14 protein-coding genes and 2 pseudogenes are annotated in these 19375 nt (G+C 72.6%); 10 read left to right on the top strand and 6 right to left on the bottom strand.

Annotated features, from left to right (window positions below; genetic code table 11):
- The first annotated feature begins 189 nt into the window (after positions 1–189).
- The 7 genes and pseudogenes from ABD54_RS03610 to ABD54_RS29330 all read left to right on the top strand — a co-directional run bounded on the left by ABD54_RS03610 (position 190) and on the right by ABD54_RS29330 (position 5867).
- Positions 190–1314: a PP2C family protein-serine/threonine phosphatase gene (locus ABD54_RS03610; RefSeq protein WP_047867980.1), complete on the top strand. Its 1125-nt coding sequence runs from the start codon at positions 190–192 to the stop codon at positions 1312–1314.
- A 115-nt stretch (positions 1315–1429) separates the two neighbouring features.
- Positions 1430–2317: an STAS domain-containing protein gene (locus ABD54_RS03615; protein ID WP_047867998.1), complete on the top strand. Its 888-nt coding sequence runs from the start codon at positions 1430–1432 to the stop codon at positions 2315–2317.
- Positions 2318–2329: 12 nt separating this feature from the next.
- Entirely contained in the window at positions 2330–2725 is a 396-nt protein-coding gene (locus tag ABD54_RS03620) for an STAS domain-containing protein (protein ID WP_047867978.1), read from the top strand.
- Complete coding sequence (locus ABD54_RS03625; protein ID WP_047867977.1) at positions 2722–3156, top strand: anti-sigma regulatory factor; 435 nt, start codon at positions 2722–2724, stop codon at positions 3154–3156. Before ABD54_RS03620 ends, ABD54_RS03625 begins: the two co-directional genes overlap by 4 nt.
- Positions 3153–4202 (top strand): SpoIIE family protein phosphatase, encoded by a 1050-nt coding sequence (locus ABD54_RS03630; protein ID WP_047867999.1) that lies wholly within the window; start codon positions 3153–3155, stop codon positions 4200–4202. The genes ABD54_RS03625 and ABD54_RS03630 overlap by 4 nt, the downstream gene beginning before the upstream one ends.
- A gap of 1142 nt (positions 4203–5344) precedes the next feature.
- Positions 5345–5452 (top strand): annotated as a pseudogene (locus ABD54_RS29325) (hypothetical protein); the annotation flags it as partial.
- Positions 5453–5573: 121 nt separating this feature from the next.
- Complete coding sequence (locus ABD54_RS29330) at positions 5574–5867, top strand: SpoIIE family protein phosphatase (RefSeq protein ID WP_268778172.1); 294 nt, start codon at positions 5574–5576, stop codon at positions 5865–5867.
- Positions 5868–5990: 123 nt separating this feature from the next.
- Here ABD54_RS29330 and ABD54_RS03640 read toward each other — a convergent pair whose 3' ends face one another.
- The 4 genes from ABD54_RS03640 to ABD54_RS03655 all read right to left on the bottom strand — a co-directional run bounded on the left by ABD54_RS03640 (position 5991) and on the right by ABD54_RS03655 (position 11301).
- On the bottom strand, positions 5991–6596 hold the full coding sequence (locus tag ABD54_RS03640; protein WP_047867974.1) for a malonic semialdehyde reductase: 606 nt from the start codon (positions 6594–6596) through the stop codon (positions 5991–5993).
- A 113-nt stretch (positions 6597–6709) separates the two neighbouring features.
- The gene (locus tag ABD54_RS03645; RefSeq protein WP_047867973.1) at positions 6710–7864 is read right to left on the bottom strand and encodes a glycosyltransferase; all 1155 of its coding nucleotides are present in this window, start codon (positions 7862–7864) and stop codon (positions 6710–6712) included.
- A 242-nt stretch (positions 7865–8106) separates the two neighbouring features.
- Entirely contained in the window at positions 8107–9471 is a 1365-nt protein-coding gene (locus tag ABD54_RS03650) for a nucleotide sugar dehydrogenase (RefSeq protein ID WP_047867972.1), read from the bottom strand.
- Between the two features lie 102 nt (positions 9472–9573).
- A complete protein-coding gene (locus tag ABD54_RS03655; RefSeq protein WP_082166679.1) occupies positions 9574–11301 on the bottom strand; it encodes a glycosyltransferase family 4 protein in 1728 nt (575 codons plus the stop codon).
- Positions 11302–11530: 229 nt separating this feature from the next.
- On the opposite strand from ABD54_RS03655, the gene wecB reads away from it, so the two are divergent.
- From wecB to ABD54_RS26975, 3 genes and pseudogenes are all read left to right on the top strand, one after another.
- Positions 11531–12640, top strand: coding sequence for a non-hydrolyzing UDP-N-acetylglucosamine 2-epimerase (wecB, locus tag ABD54_RS03660; RefSeq protein WP_047867970.1), 1110 nt, complete (start codon positions 11531–11533; stop codon positions 12638–12640).
- Positions 12641–12970: 330 nt separating this feature from the next.
- Complete coding sequence (locus tag ABD54_RS03665) at positions 12971–14686, top strand: hypothetical protein (protein WP_047868000.1); 1716 nt, start codon at positions 12971–12973, stop codon at positions 14684–14686.
- Positions 14687–14751: 65 nt separating this feature from the next.
- Positions 14752–16923 (top strand): annotated as a pseudogene (locus ABD54_RS26975) (glycosyltransferase); the annotation flags it as partial.
- Between the two features lie 21 nt (positions 16924–16944).
- On the opposite strand, the gene ABD54_RS03695 reads toward ABD54_RS26975, so the two are convergent.
- Positions 16945–18231, bottom strand: coding sequence for a HAMP domain-containing sensor histidine kinase (locus ABD54_RS03695; RefSeq protein WP_047867963.1), 1287 nt, complete (start codon positions 18229–18231; stop codon positions 16945–16947).
- Between the two features lie 63 nt (positions 18232–18294).
- On the bottom strand, positions 18295–18963 hold the full coding sequence (locus ABD54_RS03700; protein ID WP_013154850.1) for a response regulator transcription factor: 669 nt from the start codon (positions 18961–18963) through the stop codon (positions 18295–18297).
- Between the last annotated feature and the right edge of the window lie 412 nt (positions 18964–19375).

Consider the following 19375-nt stretch of genomic DNA (forward strand, 5'->3'; position numbering starts at 1 on the left):
GTACCCATCCGGCATCGGAAATGGGGTAACTCTACGACCATAACGGAACGCCCCGTTCCGCGCCCGCCGACCGTACCCGTGCCGGTGTGCGGGATACTTCTCCAATCGGCACAGAAAACACAGGTCGTTCCAGTGAACAGATACGAGACCGTAGCCCGGTCCCTTCGCGAGGCCCAGCCGTACCGGCTCATGACGGTCCTCCGCGCGGTCCTCTCCGAGGGCTACGCGGTGGCGTCCGCCGAGCTCTTCCTCGCTGACTACGGACTCAAGGTACTCTGCCACGTCCCCGACTCGCCTGGCGAGTACGCGGTCGAGCACTCCGTCTTCAACAGCGTCGTGGGCAGGGTCTTCGGCGCCCAGGAGACCTTCGTCGAGGACAGCTTCGGCACCGAGGGCGTCACCGTCCACCTGCCGGTGAGCGCCCGCGGCGACCGGCTGGGCGTTCTCACCGTCGAACTGAATGCGAACGACTGCCCCGCGGACGTGCTCGCCGATCTGGAGAGGATCGCCACGCTGCTCGGTCACGAGATCCTCGTGGCCGAGCGCGACACCGACGTCTACCGGGCGCTGCGCCGCAGGGACCGCCTCACCCTGGCCGCCGAGATCCAGTGGGACCTGCTGCCGGGCCGGGGCTTCGAGTGCCCCGAGTACAGCATCGGCGCCCAGCTCGAACCGGCCTACTCCATAAGAGGTGACAACTTCGACTGGGCGGCCGCGCCGGACCGGCTCACCCTGGGCGTGACCAACGGCATGGGCGAGGGCATCGACGCCTCGCTGCTCACCAGTCTCGGGGTCAACGCCCTGCGCAACGCCCGCCGCGGCGGTATCTCGCTCGCCGACCAGGTCGCCCTGGCGGACAAGGCCGTCTACGCCCACTACCGGGGGCAGCGCTACCTTGACGTGCTCCTGCTCTGCTTCGATCTGGACACAGGGGAGGTGCAGGCGGTCGACGCCGGATCACCCATCCTCTACCGCCTGCGCGGCGACCGGGTCGAGCAGGTCCCCTTCGAGGCCCAGCTCCCGATGGGCATGGCCGAGGACACCGTGTACACCGCGGAGAGCTTCCGTGTCGAGCCCGGAGACCGGCTGGTGTTCGTCAGCGACGGCGTGTTCGACGCCAAGGGGCCGTCCGAGGGGGAGAGCTTCGGAACCCGGGCCCTGACCCTGGCCATCCTGGCCACCAGGCTCGTGCCCAGTTCGTCCGTCCCCCAGGAGGTCCTGCGCCACCTGGCCGACTACCAGGACGGGACAGAGTCCGCCGACGACACGCTGGTGGTATGCCTGGACTGGCGGGGCCGGAGCGAACCGGAGTAGGCACGGCGCCCCCTTCGGTCCCCGTTCCCACCAGTCCTCCATCTGGTAGACAATTGCCACGCGGCAAACAACGTACTGACCCCTTCCAGCGACCCGCAGGACCACGAGGAGATGTATGACTGACGGAGCATCCGACCACTCAGGGTCGGGCGCGCGGATCGTGTCCGCCTTCCTCCGGCGCCGCAGGGAGCAGATCGCCCAGCGCTGGGCCGACCTGCCCCTCTTCCAGACGGTGTTCACCGTCACCCGGGACGAGGCCGTCGAGGCGTGCCACGCCGTCGTGGACTCCCTCGCGGTGGTCGCCGAGAGCGGGCGCGTCGACGACCTGGAGGCCCCCGGCTTCCACCCCGTCCGCGAACAGCTCGTCGCCATGACCGCCTCGCGCGCGAGGTCGGGCCTGTCGACCGCGCAGGTCGACCGCGAGGTCAGCGTCCTGGGCGAGGCCGCGATGGAACTGCTGGTCGCGGAGGCCCCCGGAACGGGCCCCGAGGAGCTGTGCGACATCCGAGTCCAGCTCCTCACCCTGTTCGCCACCCTGCGGGTCATGGTCGTCGAGAGCATGCTCCAGGAGAACCAGGAGATCATCCAGCGCCAGCGCCAGCAGCTCCTGGAGATGGCGACCCCGGTCGTCAAGCTCTGGGACCGCCTCGTCGCCGTGCCGCTGATCGGCATGCTCGACAGCGCCCGCAGCCAGGTGGTGATGGAGAACCTCCTGGAAGCCATCGTCGAGCACAAGGCCACCATCGCCATCCTGGACATCACCGGAGTGTCCACGGTGGACTCGCTCGTGGCCCAGCACCTGATGAAGACCGTCGCCTCGGCGCGGCTCATGGGAGCAGAGTGCGTGATCTCGGGCATCCGCCCCGCCATCGCCCAGACCATCGTCCAGCTCGGCCTGGACCTGGGGCCGGTCACCACCAGGGCCAGCCTGGCCGACGCTCTGGAGTGGGCCCTGGAGCGGCGACAGAGCAAGGCGTCGTCCGTCAAGGGCCCCGAGAGCTGATTGGAAAGGTACGTGACCAGCCCTCCCACCATCCCGGTCCTCGACATCGGCGGACTGCTGCTCGTGAGCATCCAGGGAGAACTCCCCGACGAGGCCGCGGTGGACCTCCAGAACGACGTGACCGCCGCGGTGTCCGACACCGGTTCGCGCGGACTCATCATCGATATCAGCTCGCTCGACATGGTCGACTCCTTCCTCGCACGGGTCCTCGCCGAGGTGGCCGCCTCCTCTCGGCTCCTCGCGGCCAGGACCGTCCTGGTCGGCATGCGCCCGGCGGTGGCCATCACCCTGGTCGAGCTCGGTCTGACCCTGCCGGGCATGGACACCGCCCGGACGGTCACCGAGGCGGCGGCCAGCTTCGGGGTCACCATCGAACGCAGGGAACACCCGGAGCGGGGCGCGACGTGAGCCAGGCCTCCGCGGAGCCGATCCACGTGCCCATCCGCAGGGACACCGACCTGACGATGGTCCGTCAGCAGGTTCGTGCCTTGGCACAGCAGACCGGATTCGGCCTGGTACAGCAGACCAAGCTCGTGACCGCGGCCAGTGAGCTGGCCCGCAACACGCTCCTGCACGGCGGGGGCGGATCCACCGAGATCCGCGTGGTGCACGGCCAGACGGGACAGGGCTTGCGCGTGTCCTTCGTCGACTCCGGGCCGGGGATCCCCGACGTGGACACGGCCCTGACCGACGGCTACTCCACCGCGGGCGGCCTGGGTATGGGCCTGAGCGGCTCCAAGCGCCTCGTGCAGGAGTTCGAGATCGAGAACCTTCCCGAAGGGGGGACCAGGGTCACCATCACCTCCTGGGCCGATCCCTACGGACGCGGAGCCCGATGACCAGGGTCTGGGACCTGGCGGTCACCGACGCCACGCACGTGTCCGAGGCGGCCGGGGCCGTCCGGAAGGCCGCGCTCGGCCTCGGTCTGGACAGGGCCGCGGCGGACGCCGCGGCACTCGCCGCGTCCGAACTGGCGACCAACATGTGCAGGTACGCCGGCGGCGGGCGTCTGGTGGCGGAGGAGGCCAGGGAGCCCTGGGGAACGGCCCGGGCCCTGCAGATCCTCGCGCTGGACCACGGTCCCGGCATCCCCGACCTCCCGCGCGCCATGCGGGACGGCTTCTCCACGTCCGAGGACTCCCTGGGCTCGGGGCTCGGCGCGTGCGCGCGCGCCGCCGACTTCTTCGAGGCCCAGAGCAGTCCGGGCAGGGGGACGGTGGCAGTGGCGAGGTTCGCCCGGCCCGCTGAACGCGACCTGTTCACCTCGCGCGCCGCCACGGGCGGGATCCACGTCCCCCTGGGCGGCTACAAGCTCTCCGGAGACGCCCTCGCCTTCCGCAGCGGCGCGGGTCTGCGCACGGTCATGCTCGCGGACGGACTCGGACACGGCGAGGCCGCCGCGGAAGCCGCCGACGTGGCCTCGCGTTTCGTCACGGGCAGCAGGGGGGGCTCCCCCGACATCCTGTTGCGCGGACTGCACGAGGCCCTGCGGCGCACGCGCGGGGCGGCCGTGGCGATCGTCGAGATCGACGAGCCCCGGGGCCGCCTCACCTTCTGCGGGGTCGGCAACATCGGTGCGCGCCTGTACCGGGACGGGCGCTGGGAGACACTGCTCTCCCGGCCCGGGATCGTCGGGGCCTTCTCCCTGCGCACGCCTGTCCCGGTACGGAGGGGGTGGTCCCCGGGGGACATGCTCATCCTGCACAGCGACGGTGTGCCGAGCCGATGGAAGCCCGAGGGCGTCGAGGCCCTGTCCGGCCACGACGCCGCGGTCGTGGCCGGAGTGGTGTTCCGGGACTCCGGCAGCGCAGCCCGTCCGCTGCGCGACGACACCAGCGTCGCCGTGGTCACGCACACCGTACGCCCTGACAGGGGAGGACGATGACGCAACCGCTGCTCGACCTGCGGGTCCGCGGCGCGGTCGACGCGGCGCGCGCACGCGCGGCCGTGGCGCGCGTGCTCGACGCCGCGTGCGCCGGGGACGAGGCCGAACTGGAGTTCCTGGACGACGCCTCCTCGTGGGCGCTGCGCGCGGCGGGGCCCGGCGGCCCGGCCGCGCTGGCGGTGGACCTGTCCGAGGACGGGCTCGTGCTGCGCGCCACCGTCCGCGACGGCGCGGGAGAGAGCCGGTGGCAGTCCGACCTGCCCCTCCGCGAGCCCCTCGAAGCGGGAGCCGCGGCGGGCGGGGGCCCCGGGGGAGCCGACGCCGAACTCCTGGCGGAGGAACTGCTGCGCACCTCCGAACGCGCGGGGAGGGTGGCCGCCGTCGCGGCCGAACGCGCACGCGAGCTGGCGTGGCACCAGCGCGAGCTGGAGGAGACCAACCAGGGCGTGCTCGCCCTGCACGCGGAGCTCGCCGAGGCCAGCGACGAGCAGCGCAGACTCCTGGCGGCCGAGCGCTCGGCCCGGGACCAGGCCGAGGCCGCCCGCAACAGGCTCACGTTCCTCTCCACGGCCAGCGCGCGGCTCATGACCTCCCTGAACCAGGCGGAGATCTTCGCCCGCCTTCGGGACCTGCTCGTGCCCGAGCGCGCCGACTCCGTCGAGGTGTGGCTCACCGACGAGGACGGCGGCCTGTGCGACTCCCAGGAGCGTGAGGCCGCCGTGCCGGAGACGGTGCTCCTGGCCGCGGCCCGGCGGCACCCGACGGACGCCCTGGCGGAGGAGGGAGAACTCGCCCTTCCCCTGATCACGGGGTCGGGCCTGCTCGGGGTGCTGCTGTTGCGCCGCGCCGACCCCCTGGACGCCGACGACGAGGTCGTGCTGGTCGAACTCTCGCGCCGGGCGGCGGCCTCGCTGGACAACGCGCGCCGCTTCGAGCGCGAGCGCGACACGGCGGCCACCCTCCAGCGGGCCATGCTCACCGAGCTGCCCGAGACCCCGGGGATGGAGATGACGGCCCGCTACCTGCCCGCCACGCGCGGGATGAACGTGGGCGGCGACTGGTACGACGTCTTCTCACGGGGCGACGGCGAGTTCATCGGCGTGGTCGGCGATGTCACCGGGCACGGCATCCACGCCGCGGTGATGATGGGCCAACTGCGCACGGCCCTGCGCGCGTACGCGCTGGAGGAGCGCAGCCCGGCCGTGCTGCTGGAGCGCCTGCACGGGCTGCTGTGCCACCTCGAACCGGACCTGTTCGCGACCGCGGTCATCGTGCGATTCCGGCCGGGGGACCCCGAGGTGGTGATGGCCGGGGGCCGGGCACCCGCCGCCGCTGTGGCGCGACGGCGAGGGCCGGGCGGAGGCGGTCCCCCTGTCGGCCGGCGGCATGCTCGGCCTGCCGGTGGAGCTGACCTACACCGACCACACCGTCGAACTGCCTCCGGGCGCCGCGCTGCTGCTGTACAGCGACGGCCTGATCGAGCGGCGCGGGGAGTCCATCGACGACGGGATCGCGCGCCTGGTGGAGGGCTTCGGGGGGCCGCCGTACTGGCGGGACGGCCCGGACAGGGCGGCCGACGACCTGCTGGACGTCATGGTCAAGTACCAGGACTGCGACGACGACGTGTGCCTGCTGGTCTTCCTCGCCGCCGAACGGGACGGGTAGCGGCTGCCCGGGTCAGCGCGCGCAGAGGGTGCCGGGCGCCCCCTCGGCGCCCGGCCCTCCGACACGCTGTCCCGTCCGGCGGCCGTGCGCCCCCTCGGGTCCGGCGGCCGACGGGAACGCCGGTCAGACCTCGGTGACGACCTCGTCGTACTCAAGGCGCGGCAGGCGGTCGAACCAAGCGTCCGGGCCCGGCCTGCCCACGTTCATGACCACCAGGGGCCGCAGCGTGGAGTCCTCGCCGAAGAACTCGCGGCGCACGCCCTCGGCGTCGAAGCCGGTCATCGGCCCGGCCGCCAGGCCGGCCGCGCGCACGCCCAGGAGCAGGTAGCCGATCTGGAGGAACGCGTTCTGCAGGGCCGTGCTCTCGCGGGCCTCGACGGGCATCCCGGAGAAGTTGTCCCGGGCGTCGGGCGCGACGGGGAAGGTCTTCGGGAAGTGCTCGTGGAAGTCGGAGTCCGCGGACAGGATCAGGGTGAGCGGCGCCGTCGAGGTCTTGGGCGCGTTGTTGCCCGCCATGTGCGGCACGAGGCGCTCGCGGGCCGCGGCCGAGCGGACCACCGTGACTCGCAGGGGTTGGTTGTTCATGGCGGTGGGCCCGTACTTGACCAGGTCGTGGATCGCGCGGACCTGCTCCCCGGTCACCGGCTCGTCGGTGAAGCTGTTGGCGGTACGGGCGTCCCGGAAGAGCAGGTCCTGGGCCGCCTTGTCGAGTACCAGCGCGTCGGTCATGTGTTTCCTCGGTCGTGCTCGTGGTGTGGCGGGGGGCCGTGCGGAGTCGGCTCCGACACGGACCACAACACTTGTTGACGAGGAAGATATTTCCTAGAGAGCTTGAAGTGGGGTCAATCATGCACGGGAGTGCGCTGACGACCCCGCGGGGGCGGCACCACGTGCAGCGGTTCGCCCGAGGCCTCGCCCGCCCACGCCTCCAGGCGTTCGACGAACAGGCGCGCCTGGACCGGCCAGTGGAAGGAGGACCGCGCGATCCGGTGCCCGGTGCGCGCCAGCTCGCGGCGCAGTTCCGCGTCCCGGCGCAGACGCAGCACCGACTCCGCCGCGGCCGACACGTCGCCGAACGGCACCACCAGGCCCGAAGGGCCCTCCGGGCGGCCGGTCACCAGTTCCTGCGCCATCGGGTTGGGCGTGGTCACCACCGGCAGGCCGTGCGCCATGTACTCAACGACCTTGGTCGGCATCGAGTGCCGGTAGTTGGGCGTGTCGTGCAGCAGGCTCAGCCCCGCCATGGCGCCCGCGCAGATCCTCAGCGCCCGGTCGTTGGGCACGAACCCGTACCAGTGCAGGACGTCCTCCTGCTGGGCCCCGCGCAGCAGCGGCCGCACCCCGGCGTCGGCGCCGCCGATGACCTCCAGGCGCACGCCGTGCGGGCGCAGCATGCGCCCCAGCTCCACCAGTTCGCGCGCCCCGCGCGCCTCGGACACCTGGCCCAGGTACACGATCCGGTCGTCGCCCGGTCCGCGCGCCGGGAACTCCGGCACGTCGGTGGTGTTGGGCACGACCGGGTGCTCCATGCGGAACCGGGAGCGGTACCCCTCCTCGGCCAGCATCAGCCGCATCCGCCGCTCCGCGTGCCGCTCGAAGGAGCGCACCACCGTGCCCAGCGGGCGCCGCAGCGACCGGGGCACCCACGCCTTGGTGAGCAGGGCCGCCGCCGTGTCCTCGTGCACGTCCCACACCGTCACCGGGCGTGTGGACGGCAGGGCCAGCAGGAGTTCGGGGTCGTGGAAGAGGAGCAGGTCGGCCAGGGGCGCCTGCTCGGCCAGGACCGCGCGGGCGGCGCGCAGCGAGGCGAGCCGCTCGCGCCCCGAGGCGCGCGGCACGTCAACCGAACGCAGCTCCGACCACGGGGTCACCCCGCACTCGCGGAACGGCGCCACATAGGTCACGCTGTGTCCGGCGTCCAACAGGGCGCGGATCTGCCGGTGCAGGATCCGCGCGTCCTCCGGGTGGTGCACCACCGTGGCCACGAGCGCGTGCATCGAGTTCACCTACCTGTCGCCGTCTGAGGCCCTCTCGGGCGGATCGGCCTGACCGCTCCTGCCGGAGCGGTGTCAGCTCTTCGTCACGGTATTCAACGGGAAAGACGCGCCGAGGAAAGCCCGGTGGCCGCACGGAGTGCAGCGGGTGAACCTTCGGCCGGGGGAAGGTGAACGCCGAAGGGCACGCCGATGAACGCTGTGTGCTCGCGGATCGGCGTGCCCTTCGGGACCGGTTGCTCAGCTCACAGGACCTCGACGCCCTCCCGCGTGACGTGGCGCCTTACCTGCGAGGGGACCGCGGAGTCCGTCTCGGGGTCGGGGCGGCGCAGTACGCCCCGGGTGTCCAGGAGCAGCCGCGCGTACTCCTCCAGCCGCTTGGGCCGGTACTCGGTGTGGTCGGTGAGCAGGATGGTCAGGTCGGCCCCGGCCAGTGCGCGGTCCAGGTCGGTGGACCTGGGCACGTCCACGCCGTCGACCTGCCAGGACTCCACGTGCGGGTCGTGGTAGGTCAGCGTGGCGCCCTTGGCGGCCAGCTTGCGCGCCACCGGCCGGGCCGGGGACTCGCGCTGGTCGGCGATGTCGGCCTTGTAGGTGACGCCCAGCAGCAGCACCTTGGAGCGCGACAGCGCCAGACCGGAGTCGTTGAGCAGCTCCTGCGCCCGCTGGATGACGTAGGAGGGCATGCGGCCGTTGATCTCCTGGGCCAGCTCCACGAACCGGAACGGGTAGCCGAGGGTCTTGACCTTGTACGACAGGTAGTTCGGGTCGATGGGGATGCAGTGGCCGCCCACACCCGGACCCGGGTAGAAGGCCTGGAAGCCGAACGGCTTGGTGGCCGCCGCGGCGATGGAGTCCCACAGGTCCACGCCCAGCTCCTGGCAGAAGATGGCCATCTCGTTGACCAGGGCGATGTTGACGTGGCGGTAGGTGTTCTCCAGCAGCTTGGCCATCTCCGCCTCGCGGGTGCCGCGCGCCCGCACCACCGTGTTCACGAAGGCGCCGTAGAACTCCGCCGCTGCCTGCCCGCACTCCTGCGTCAGGCCGCCGACCACCTTGGGCGTGTTGGCCACGCCGAAGGTCGGGTTGCCGGGGTCGATGCGCTCGGGCGAGAAGGCCAGGTGGAAGTCGGCGCCCGCGACCAGGCCGGACCTCTCCAGCAGCGGGCGGACCACCTCCTCGGTGGTGCCGGGGTAGGTGGTCGACTCCAGGATGACCAGGGTGCCCGGCCGCAGTTGGGCGGCGATCGACTCGGCCGCGGACGTCACCGCGCCCAGGTCCGGGCCGCCCTCCGCCGACAGGGGCGTGGGCACGCAGATCACGATGGTGCGCGTGGCGGACAGGCAGGCCGGGTCGGTGGTCGCGGTGAAACCGCGGTCCAGCATCCCGCGCACGTCCTCCGCGGAGAGGTCGTCCACGTGCGAGACGGCGCTGTTGAGCCCGTCGACGACGCGGCTGCTCACGTCCAGACCGGTGACCTTCAGGCCGGCGGACACGGCCTCGGCCGCCAGCGGCAGGCCGACGTAGCCGAGGCCGAGAACGACGAGGTCGCTGACCGCGCCGGCGGTCTGCTCGGAGACAAGGGCTGGGTTGGAGGCTGCGGCATCCACTCGTGGTCACACTCGCATTCATCTCGTGAACGGGCGTAAATAGCGGGAACTGCCATTGCTCAGTGCGTTAGACGTCTGAGTGTAGGCACGTGTTGTCCACACTTACGGGTTCTGGCCTGGTTCGGTCATTTCGCGAATCCGAACCCGATACGCCTGGTTGTAGCGGTATGCGGCCTCGGCCCAGGTGCGGTCGCTGACGAGATCGCGCCCCGCGCCACCGTAGGAGATCCGCTTTTCACGACTGTAAGCGAGTTTTGTCAGCACATCGGCTAGGGTCGCCGATTCGCCTGCCGGAATTAACTCTCCTGTCACTCCCGGTTCCACGATCTCTCGCAACGCCGGAAGATCACTGGCCACCACCGGAAGCCCGCCGGCCATGGCCTCCACGGGTTTGAGCGGGGTGACCAGACGGCACACCCGCTCGTCGCGCCTGGGCACCGCGAACACGTCCAGCGCTGCGTGGTGGTCGCGCACCCGCGCGGCCGGGACGCGGCCGGTGAAGTGCGCGGCCCCCTCCAGACCCAGCGAGTCGGCCAAGGAGCGCAGGGCGGGCAGCTCGGGGCCGTCCCCCACCACCAGGGCGTGCGCCGCCCCACCGCGTTCGCGCATCAGGGCCACCGCCTCCAGCAGGGTGTCCAGGCCCTCGTAGCCGAAACAGCTGGTGGTGGTGCCCACCACGAAGTCCTCACCGCCGATCCCCAGCTCGGCGCGCACCCCGGCGCCCGGCGGCAGCGGGGCCAGGAAGGAGGCGTCCACCGCGTTGGGCACCACCAGCAGGCGCTCGCGCGGCACGCCGCGCGCCTCGATGTCGGCGCGCATCGCCTCGCCCAGGGTGACCACCAGGTCGGCGGCCAGCATGCACTCGGTCTCGCTCGCGCGCTCGGCCCGGTAGAAGGCGTCGTCCACGCTGCGCGAGGGGTCGCGCGAGAGCCAGGACTCCTCCAGGAAGCCCCGGACCTCGTAGACCACCGGCAGGTCGAACCTGCGGCCCAGCTCCAGGGCCAGGCGGGCGTTGTGGTGGTTGCTCGCGGCGTGCAGCACGTCGGGCCGCAGCGCCTCCACCAGCTCCGAACCCAGCCGCACCCCCGCGGCCAGCTCACGGGCTGCGTCGGCGGGCGCGGTCCAGGGCAGGAGCCGGTGGTAGGGGACGCCGTCCACCCGCACCAGCGTGCGCGGGTCGGGAACGCCCTTGACCAGGGGGTACCCCGCCCTGGTGACCACGTGCACGTCCATCCCGGCCTCGCGCTGGGCGACCGCGATCTTGTGGGTGCGCTGGGTGTAGCCCGCGTTGGTGTGCGGCAGCGCGTTGGTCACCAGGTGCAGCACCCGCAGACCCGCTCCGGGTGACGCCGGGTCCCCGGCCACACGCCACCGTTCACCCTCCGACGCCTCCGGTCGCCGAGCGTTCACCGTGGCGTCGGGCGGCGTTCGTGGATCGCGGGTTAACGTGATGGCGTGACGGTCGGGCGACGTGGACGGGGACGCGGCGACAGCGCGTCCCGTGGCCAGGGCAGTCCGATGCTCCGCGGCCTCTCGAAGGGCGCCCTCCGGAAGCTGTTCGACCAGCTCCCGGGCGGTGGCCGCGTCTCCCGCCGCCAGGCAGGACGCCACCAGGCGGCCCACCCGGCGGGGGGAGGCACCGCTCGCCGCGGCGAGCACCGCCTCGCGCGCGTCCGCGCGCCGGCCCTGGTCCCACAGGGCGTAGGCGCGGGCGCGGCCGCCCGCCCGGGAGGCCAGGGCGCGCACCGCGCGCCGGGGCGGACCGGGCGTCAGCCGCAGCGCCAGCAGCGGCAGCCGGGCCGGTTCGGCCCGCAGGTGTCGCCAGGCCAACGAGAGGGTGAACGTCGCCGCCCGCGGCCAGCGGGCGCGCGAACGCGGAACCTGGGATTCGGAAGCTTGGGTGTCATGCACGGTCAGTCACACAACCACGCGGACGTGACCGTGCGGTGACACCACGGCGACACGGACGGGACGGCTCGGGCAAGGAACGCCGCCGGACCACACCAGTCCCGCCGGTCACGGCGGGAACACCACCCCAACAGAAGGAAACGTGAGAGCCGTGGCAACGAGTGCCCCCCTGGGGAGCCAGGACACCGGGATCGTGCACGTCGTCGGCGCGCGCCCCAACTTCGTCAAGGCAGCGCCCGTGGTCTCCGCCCTGCGCGGACGGGGCGCGCACCAGGCGGTCGTGCACACCGGCCAGCACTACGACGACCGCATGTCCGCGGTGTTCTTCCGCGACTTGGGCCTGCCCACCCCCGACGTCGACCTCGGCGTCGGCTCGGGCTCCCACGCGGCCCAGACCGCCGCGCTCATGGTGGGCCTGGAGAAGGAGTTCACCGGGCGCAGGCCCGGCATGGTGGTCGTCTACGGAGACGTCAACTCCACCGTGGCCGCGGCCCTGGTCGCCGCCAAGCTGCACGTCCCCGTCGCCCACGTGGAGGCTGGGCTGCGCTCCTTCGACAACACCATGCCCGAGGAGATCAACCGCCGCGTCACCGACCAGCTCAGCGACGTGTGCTTCGCCACCAGCCCGGAGGCCGTCGGCCACCTGGCCGCGGAGGGCGTCCCGCCCTCCCGCGTCCACCTGGTCGGCAACCCCATGATCGACACCCTCCTGGGCAACCTCGACCGCTTCGACGCCGGCGCCCTGCGCGAGCGCCTGGACCTGCCCGAGCGCTACGTCGCCGCCACCCTGCACCGGCCCGCGAACGTGGACGACCCCGACACCGCCGCCCGCCTCGCCGAGCGCCTGCACGAGATCGCCGACCTCACCGACGTGGTCATGCCCGTGCACCCTCGCGGCAAGGCCGCCTTCGACCGGGCCGGACTCGGCGACCACCCGCGCGTGCGGCTCCTCGAACCCCTGGGCTACCTCGACTTCGTCGCGCTCACCCGCGGCGCCGCCGCCGTGGTCACCGACTCCGGCGGCGTCCAGGAGGAGACCACGGTCCTCGGCGTCCCCTGCCTGACCCTGCGCCCCAACACCGAGCGCCCCGTCACCATCACCCACGGCACCAACCAGCTCGTCACGGAGGCCGACCTCCTCCAGGCCGTCACCAAGGTCCTGCACGGGCGCAGCCCGGAGCGGATCGGCGACACCCCGCCCCTGTGGGACGGTCGCGCCGGGGAGCGCATCGCCTCCGTGCTCACCCAGTGGTCGAGGTGAACCCGATGACACACGAACACCGCGCACCCGTTCCCGCACCGAGGAACGCCAGCGCGCGGGAACGCGCCGTACGGGGCGCGGTCCCGGTCCAGGCACGCGGGGCGCGCCGAAGAGCGGCCCCGATTCCCCCGCAGCGGTCCAGGTGATCCACCATGGCACACGTCCCTCCAACCGTCCCGCACCCCAGGGGCCCCGCCGGGTCCGCGACACGCCTGGCCAAGGGCATCCGCACCCGGCCGGGAGCTCGTAGGGTGCACCGCACGTGGCAGTCGGACCCGACGCACGGCGCGGTGGTTTCGCCGAACCGAACCGAACACAAGGTGGCAGACCGTGAAACGGCGTGAACAGAGCCAGACCGAACAGCTCCGCCAGGCGCTGGCCGAGCGCGAGGCCCAGCTCCAGGAGGCGCGCAGCCGGCTCGCCGCCCTGGAGGGTTCCACTTCGCTCCAGGTGGGCAAGGCGCTCACGGCCGCCGCCAAGCGCCCCGGCCGGTCCCTGGTCAAACTCCCCCGTGACCTCTACCGCCTCTGGCGCAGCAGCGGCAACACCCAGCACACCGAGCGCCGCCGCCGCGGCGGCGCCGAGCCGGTCCGCTCCTTCGACGCCGAGCGCCAGGAGTCGCGCCTGCTCACCGGACTGAGCGGCGGCAGCGAGGACCTGCTGGTCATCGCCACGGTCGTCGGTCCCTCCATCGCGGAGGCGATCGACCCCTACGTGCGCGCGGTGCCGCTGCGCCCGCACGACGCCCAGATCGTCATGGACGGCGTCGACGTGGACCTGGTCCTGGTCTCGGCCTCGGCCGCCGCCCCCGGTTCGCCGTGGGCGCACGTGGGCGACCCCGCGGCGGCCGACCGCACCCGCGCCCTGCACTGGGTGCTGGAGTCCGCCGCCTCCCGGGGCATCCCCACGGTCCTGCTCGACGACACCCCCTCGCCGCCCGCCCTGCGCGAGCTGGGCTTCGACAGGGTCCACCGCGGCGACGCCGGGGTCCCCCTGCACCTGTTCAACCCCGTGGCCGCCGACCTGACGCCCGGACCCGAGACGGTCTTCGTGCGCGTCCACCGCGAGGAGCCCGTCCCCGACGTCCTCGCCGAGCTGGGGGCGGGCGTGGTGGAGGCGGACTCGCGCGGCCTGGCCGACGCCCTGCGCGCCGCCAACGTCGCCGTCGTGGCGCCCCTGACCGCCGAGGAGCCCCGGCTGTGCAGCCGGGCCCGGGCCTGCGGCACCCGCGCGGTGACAGCGGGGGAGGGCCTGGCCGTTACGGTGCCGCGCATGCGCGCCGAGGAGCCCAGCGCGGCCGAGCAGCGGGGCATGCTCCGTCGGGTCTTCCTGCGCGAGGCCACCCCGGTCCGCCTGGCCGAGATCCTGGACGGCCTGGACTTCCCGCCCGGCACGCCCGGCGGCGAACTGCCCCTGCGCGGCCGGTCCGTGGCCGTCCTGGCCGACCCGGCGGGGGAGGCCGACGCCGACCGGCTCGCCGACGACCTGCTGGCCGCCGCGCTCAGGCCCGCCGAGGTGGTCGTGCCCGGCACGGCCTCCCGCCTGCCCGGTATCCAGCGGCTGCGGGCCGAGGGCGTCACCGTGCGCTCGGTGCGCTTCAACGCCCCTGACACCCCGGAGGAACTCACCCGAGACGAGCCCGGCGTCCGCGTCGGGGAGCCCTGGGCCGCCCTGGCCGAGCGCGCCACCGCGCCGTGGTCGCACCTGTGGACCGCCCCGGTCGGCCGCAGGCGCCTGGCCGACCTGGTGTGCGCGGTGGAGTGCACGGACGCGGACGCGGTCGGTACCGTCGACGTCTTGGCCGCCGAGCCGGGCGAGCACGGCTTCTTCGACCGTCCGGACACCGCGGACCGTCAGTACGTCTTCGTCAGCGCGGTCGTGCCGGAGCTGGTCCGCACCACGCTGCTGAGGCGCGCCTGGGACCCGGCGGAGTGGAACCGCCGCGGCACCCGGCTTCTGGCCCTGGGCCCCGACCACGGCACGGGCGACGACGCGGAGGACCCCGTGTCCGACGCGGCCGACGCCTCGACCGGCGCCGTCGGATGAGCCGTACGGGCAACGAGAAAGCATCCGAAGGGAAGAACGTGAGCACACCGCCTCCGCGCGCACTCCTGTACGGGGACGTGGACCTCAACATCATCGACGGTTCCGCGATCTGGGCGCAGTCGATGGCGCAGGCCCTGGCCGCCGCCGGATGCGAGGTGACCCTGCTGCTGAAGGCGCCCGTGCGCACCGACCGGCTCACCGAGCCGCTCACCAGGGCGCCCGGGGTCCGGCTGCTGCGGCCCTACGAGGACAAGGCGCTGCCCGACCTGGGGCCGAGGGGGCTCACCCCGGAGCAGGCCGTCACCCTCATGACCAGGCACCACGAGCGCAAGCCCTTCGACCTCGTCGTCGTGCGCGGGCGCCGCCTGGCGGGGCTGGCCGCCCAGGAGGAGGCGCTGGCGGGCCGCCTGTGGACCTACCTGACCGACTTCCCGCACAGTGTCGGGGAGCTGACCGCCACCGCCACCGCCGAGCTCACCGAGATCGCCCTGGCCTCGCGGTTCCTGCTCTGCCAGACGGAGGAGCTGCGCGCCTTCCTGGAGTCGACGGTGCCCGCCGCCTGCGGCCGGTCGGTCCTGTTCCCGCCGGTGGTGGTCGTCCCCGAGGAGGTGCGGGCCGAGGGCGGCAACGGCGGCCGGGCCCGCCTGGCCTACACCGGCAAGTTCGCGCCGCGCTGGAACACCCTGGAGATGACCGAACTGCCCGCCGAGCTGGCGCGGCGCGGGGTGGACGCCGAACTGGTGATGATCGGCGACAAGATCCACGCCGAACCCGCCGACTGGGCCAAGAACATGCGCAGGGCCCTGGAGGGCACCCCGAACGTGGACTGGCGCGGCGGGATGTCGCGAGCCGAGGCGCTGGGCCAGGCCGCCGAGTGCGGCTTCGGGCTGTCCTGGCGCGACCCGTCCATGGACGCCAGCCTGGAGCTGTCCACCAAGGTGTTGGAGCTGGGCGCGCTCGGCCTGCCGGTGGTGCTCAACCGCACGCCCATGCACGAGGCCATGCTGGGCGCCGACTACCCGCTCTTCGCCGGGACCGACGTCGCCTCGGTCGCCGACGTGGTGGCCCGAGCCCACGGCGACCGCGCGGTCTACGCGGACGCCGCCGCGCGCTGCCGCGCCGCCGCGGCCGACCACACGCTGGAGCGGGCCGCCGAGCGGCTGCGCGGCTACCTCGCCGACGCCCTGCCGCCCGTCCCCGGGGGCGCCGACCCCGAGCGGCCGCTCAAGGTGGTCATCGCCGGGCACGACATGAAGTTCTTCACCCGCCTGGCCGAGTACCTGGACTCGCTGCCCGGCCTCGACGTGCGCATGGACGAGTGGGAGGGGCTGAGCACCCACGACCAGTACCGCTCCCGTGAGCTGGCCGCCTGGGCCGACGTGGTGATCTGCGAGTGGTGCGGGCCCAACGCGCTGTTCTACTCCAAGTGGAAGCGCCCCGACCAGCGGCTCATCGTGCGGCTGCACCGCTTCGAGCTCTACGCGGAGTGGCCCCGCAAGCTCGACATCGACAAGGTCGACGCGGTGGTGTGCGTGAGCCCCCACTACGCCGACCTGACCCGCGAGATCACCGGGTGGCCCTCCGGGAAGGTGGTCGTGGTCCCCAACTGGGTGGACGACGAGCAGCTCGGCCGCCCCAAGCTCCCCGGGGCCGAGTACTCCCTGGGCATGGTCGGCATCGCGCCCTCGCGCAAGCGGCTGGACCGGGGCCTGGACGTCCTCGCCGAGCTGCGGCGCATGGACCCTCGGTACACGCTCTCGGTCAAGACCAAGCAGCCGTGGGAGTACTGGTGGATCTGGAACCGGCCGGAGGAGCGCGCCTACTTCGAGCGCGTCTACCGGCGGATCCAGCGCGACGAGCGCCTCGCCGCCGGGGTGGTGTTCGACCCCTTCGGTCCGGACGTGGCCACCTGGCTGCGGCGGGTGGGCTTCATGCTCTCCACCAGCGACGACGAGTCCTTCCACCTGGCGCCCGCCGAGTGCGCCGCCTCGGGCGGCGTGCCCGCCCTGCTGCCGTGGCCGGGCGCGGACACCATCTACGACCCGCACTGGATCCACGACGACGCCGTGGCGATGGCCGAGGCCATCCACGCGACCGTCAGCGAGGGGCGGTTCTCCGCCGAGGCCGCGCGCGCACGCGAGGAGGTCACCACCGCCTACGGCCTGTCCCGGGTGCGGTCGCTGTGGAGCGACCTGGTGGTCCGCGGCAGGGCGCCCCGGGCTGAGCACTCCGCCGCGCCCCTCGCGGGGCCCCGGCGCCTACACCGGGCCCGTCATCTTGGACAGGCCCCCCGCGCCCGCGGGCAGGAACAGCGCGAAGGTGGTCGGCTTGGTCTGCACCAGCTCGATCCGGGCCCCCTCGGATTCGGCGATGTGGCGGGCCAGGGCCAAGCCCAGACCGGTTCCGCCCCCGCCGCTCACCTCGCGCTCGAAGATCCGGCCGGACAGGCGCTCGGGCACGCCCTCGCCCTCGTCGCTCACCTCGATGCGCACCGACTGCCCGGTGTCCAGCCGCCGGATGGTGACCGTTCCCGCGCCGTGCTTGTAGGCGTTCTCCACCAGGGTCGCGAGGATCTGCGCCAGGTCGGTGGAGACGGTCATCGCGGTCAGTCCCGTGTCCCCGGTGACCAGCAGCCTGCGCTGGGCGGACTGGAAGACCGGCTGCCACTCCTCCTGGAGGTGGTGCAGGACGGGGTCGATCTCCACCGCCTCCACCTCGGGGTTCTGGCTCTTGCGGGCCCGTCCCAGCAGGCTCTCCACGGTCTCCACCAGGCGCTCGGTCTGGGCCAGGGCGGCCTCGCCCTCCTCACGGACCGCCTGGGGGTTGTCCGCCTCGGCCAGGATCTCCTCCAGGCGCATCGTCAGCGCGGTCAGCGGCGTGCGCAGCTGGTGCGAGGCGTCGGTAGCGAAGTGCCGCTCGGTGGCGATCAGCCCGGCGATACGCTCGGCGCTGCGGTCCAGCACCTCCGCCACCCGGTCGGCCTCCGGTATCCCGTACCGGTGGCCCCACGGCGTGGTCACGCCCGAGCCCAGGCGCTCGGCGGTGGCCGCCAGGTCGAGCAGGGGCAGGGTCAGCCTGCGGGCCTGGAACATCGACAGGCCCACGGCGACGCCGATGGCCAGCAGGGACAGCGACGCGATCCCCATCCAGGCGCGGACCACGCTCTGCTGCACGCTCTCGGCGCTCATCCACACCTCGACGCGCGTGCCCCGGCCGGTGGTCGCGGTGGCCTTGAGCATGCTCGGGGAGTCCGGCGCCTCGGGGTCGAGCGCGGGATCGCCCGCGGTCACCGAGGTGGGCTCCTCCGCCGGGGTGATCCGGATGAAGCGGTGCGGATGGTCGCGGTCGAACTCGCCCAGGTCGAGCTGGCCGTGCAGCTCCAGCATGGTGTCGCTCTCGGCGCCGATCAGCTCCGCCTCGCCCTGGAGCTGGCGGGTGCTCTCGTCGTACACCAGCTTGTACGTGAGCGCGCCCAAGGGCAGCCCGAGCAGCATGACGGCGATGACGGTCACCACCAGGGTGGAGAAAACCATCCGCCTGCGCATGTCACCTCATGTCCGTGCGACCCGGAGGCGACCGACCGGCGCGGGGCGCCCCGAGAGGTCGCGTCAGTCTCGCTCGAACCGGAAGCCCACACCCCGGACGGTCGTGATGTACGACGGCTGGTTTGCGTCGTCCCCCAGCTTGCGGCGCAGCCAGGAGATGTGCATGTCCAGGGTCTTGGTCGAACCCCACCAGTTGGTGTCCCACACCTCGCGCATGATCTGCTCGCGGGTGACCACCTTGCCCGCGTCGCGGACGAGCACGCGCAGCAGGTCGAACTCCTTGGTGGTGAGCTGGAGTTCGCGTTCGCCCAGCCAGGCCCGGCGGGAGTCGTTGTCGATGCGCACGCCGTGCACGACGGGCACCTCGGCGCCGCCCCGGCGCAGCAGGGCGCGCACGCGCGCCAGGAGTTCGGCGAGCCGGAAGGGCTTGGTGACGTAGTCGTCGGCGCCCGCGTCGAGGCCGACGACGGTGTCGACCTCGTCGGCGCGGGCGGTCAGGATGAGGATCGGCGTTCCGTGGCCCTCGGCCCGGAGCCGACGCGCCACCTCGAGGCCGTCCATTTCGGGCAGCCCGAGATCCAGGACCATGAGGTCTATGTCTCCCGCACGGGCACGGTCGAGTGTCTCAACGCCGTTGACGGTCACGTCCACCGTGTAGCCCTCGCGCCGGAGCGCGCGCGCGAGAGGCTCGGAGATCGAGACATCGTCTTCGGCCAGCAAAACGCAGGTCATGTTGCCGATCGTAGGTCCGGGGACGCGCATTTCCCTATTATGCGCGCCGGATGTCCCAAGGTTGGTCGAAAATACGCTAATCACATAACGGGCAAAAGGTTCAATTGGCCATCTTGTTACTTTTCTTTACACTTACATGGTGATAATGGGAAGCTTGCTTCGGGTTCCACGTCGTCCGGATCGCGCCCCCCGGTGAACAGTGTGGTGAATAAAATGGGACGATTCATTGCAAAACGTTTGGTAAGTCGGTGTCAGGACGGCGAGGCGTGGAGCCGAGGCGCCCGTCACCAGTCCCGAGAGCGAGGAGAACGTACGTGAACCCCGACAGTTCGCCGCCGCCGGGTGCGCACCCGCCCCGGGGAGGGCCGCCTCCCCCCGGAGCCGGGCGCCCACAGGGCGCACAGGGTCCGCA

Source organism: Nocardiopsis sp. RV163 (genome assembly GCF_001029525.1).
In the GTDB taxonomy this organism is placed as follows: Bacteria; Actinomycetota; Actinomycetes; order Streptosporangiales; family Streptosporangiaceae; genus Nocardiopsis; species Nocardiopsis dassonvillei.

Excerpts from the sequence above, each read along its gene's own strand:
- ABD54_RS03610 (WP_047867980.1), top strand. The coding sequence starts at position 190 with ATGACGGTCCTCCGCGCGGTCCTCTCCGAGGGCTACGCGGTGGCGTCC.
- ABD54_RS03615 (WP_047867998.1), top strand. The coding sequence starts at position 1,430 with ATGACTGACGGAGCATCCGACCACTCAGGGTCGGGCGCGCGGATCGTG.
- ABD54_RS03630 (WP_047867999.1), top strand. The coding sequence starts at position 3,153 with ATGACCAGGGTCTGGGACCTGGCGGTCACCGACGCCACGCACGTGTCC.
- ABD54_RS03640 (WP_047867974.1), bottom strand. The coding sequence starts at position 6,596 with ATGACCGACGCGCTGGTACTCGACAAGGCGGCCCAGGACCTGCTCTTC.
- ABD54_RS03645 (WP_047867973.1), bottom strand. The coding sequence starts at position 7,864 with ATGCACGCGCTCGTGGCCACGGTGGTGCACCACCCGGAGGACGCGCGG.
- ABD54_RS03695 (WP_047867963.1), bottom strand. The coding sequence starts at position 18,231 with ATGCGCAGGCGGATGGTTTTCTCCACCCTGGTGGTGACCGTCATCGCC.
- ABD54_RS03700 (WP_013154850.1), bottom strand. The coding sequence starts at position 18,963 with ATGACCTGCGTTTTGCTGGCCGAAGACGATGTCTCGATCTCCGAGCCT.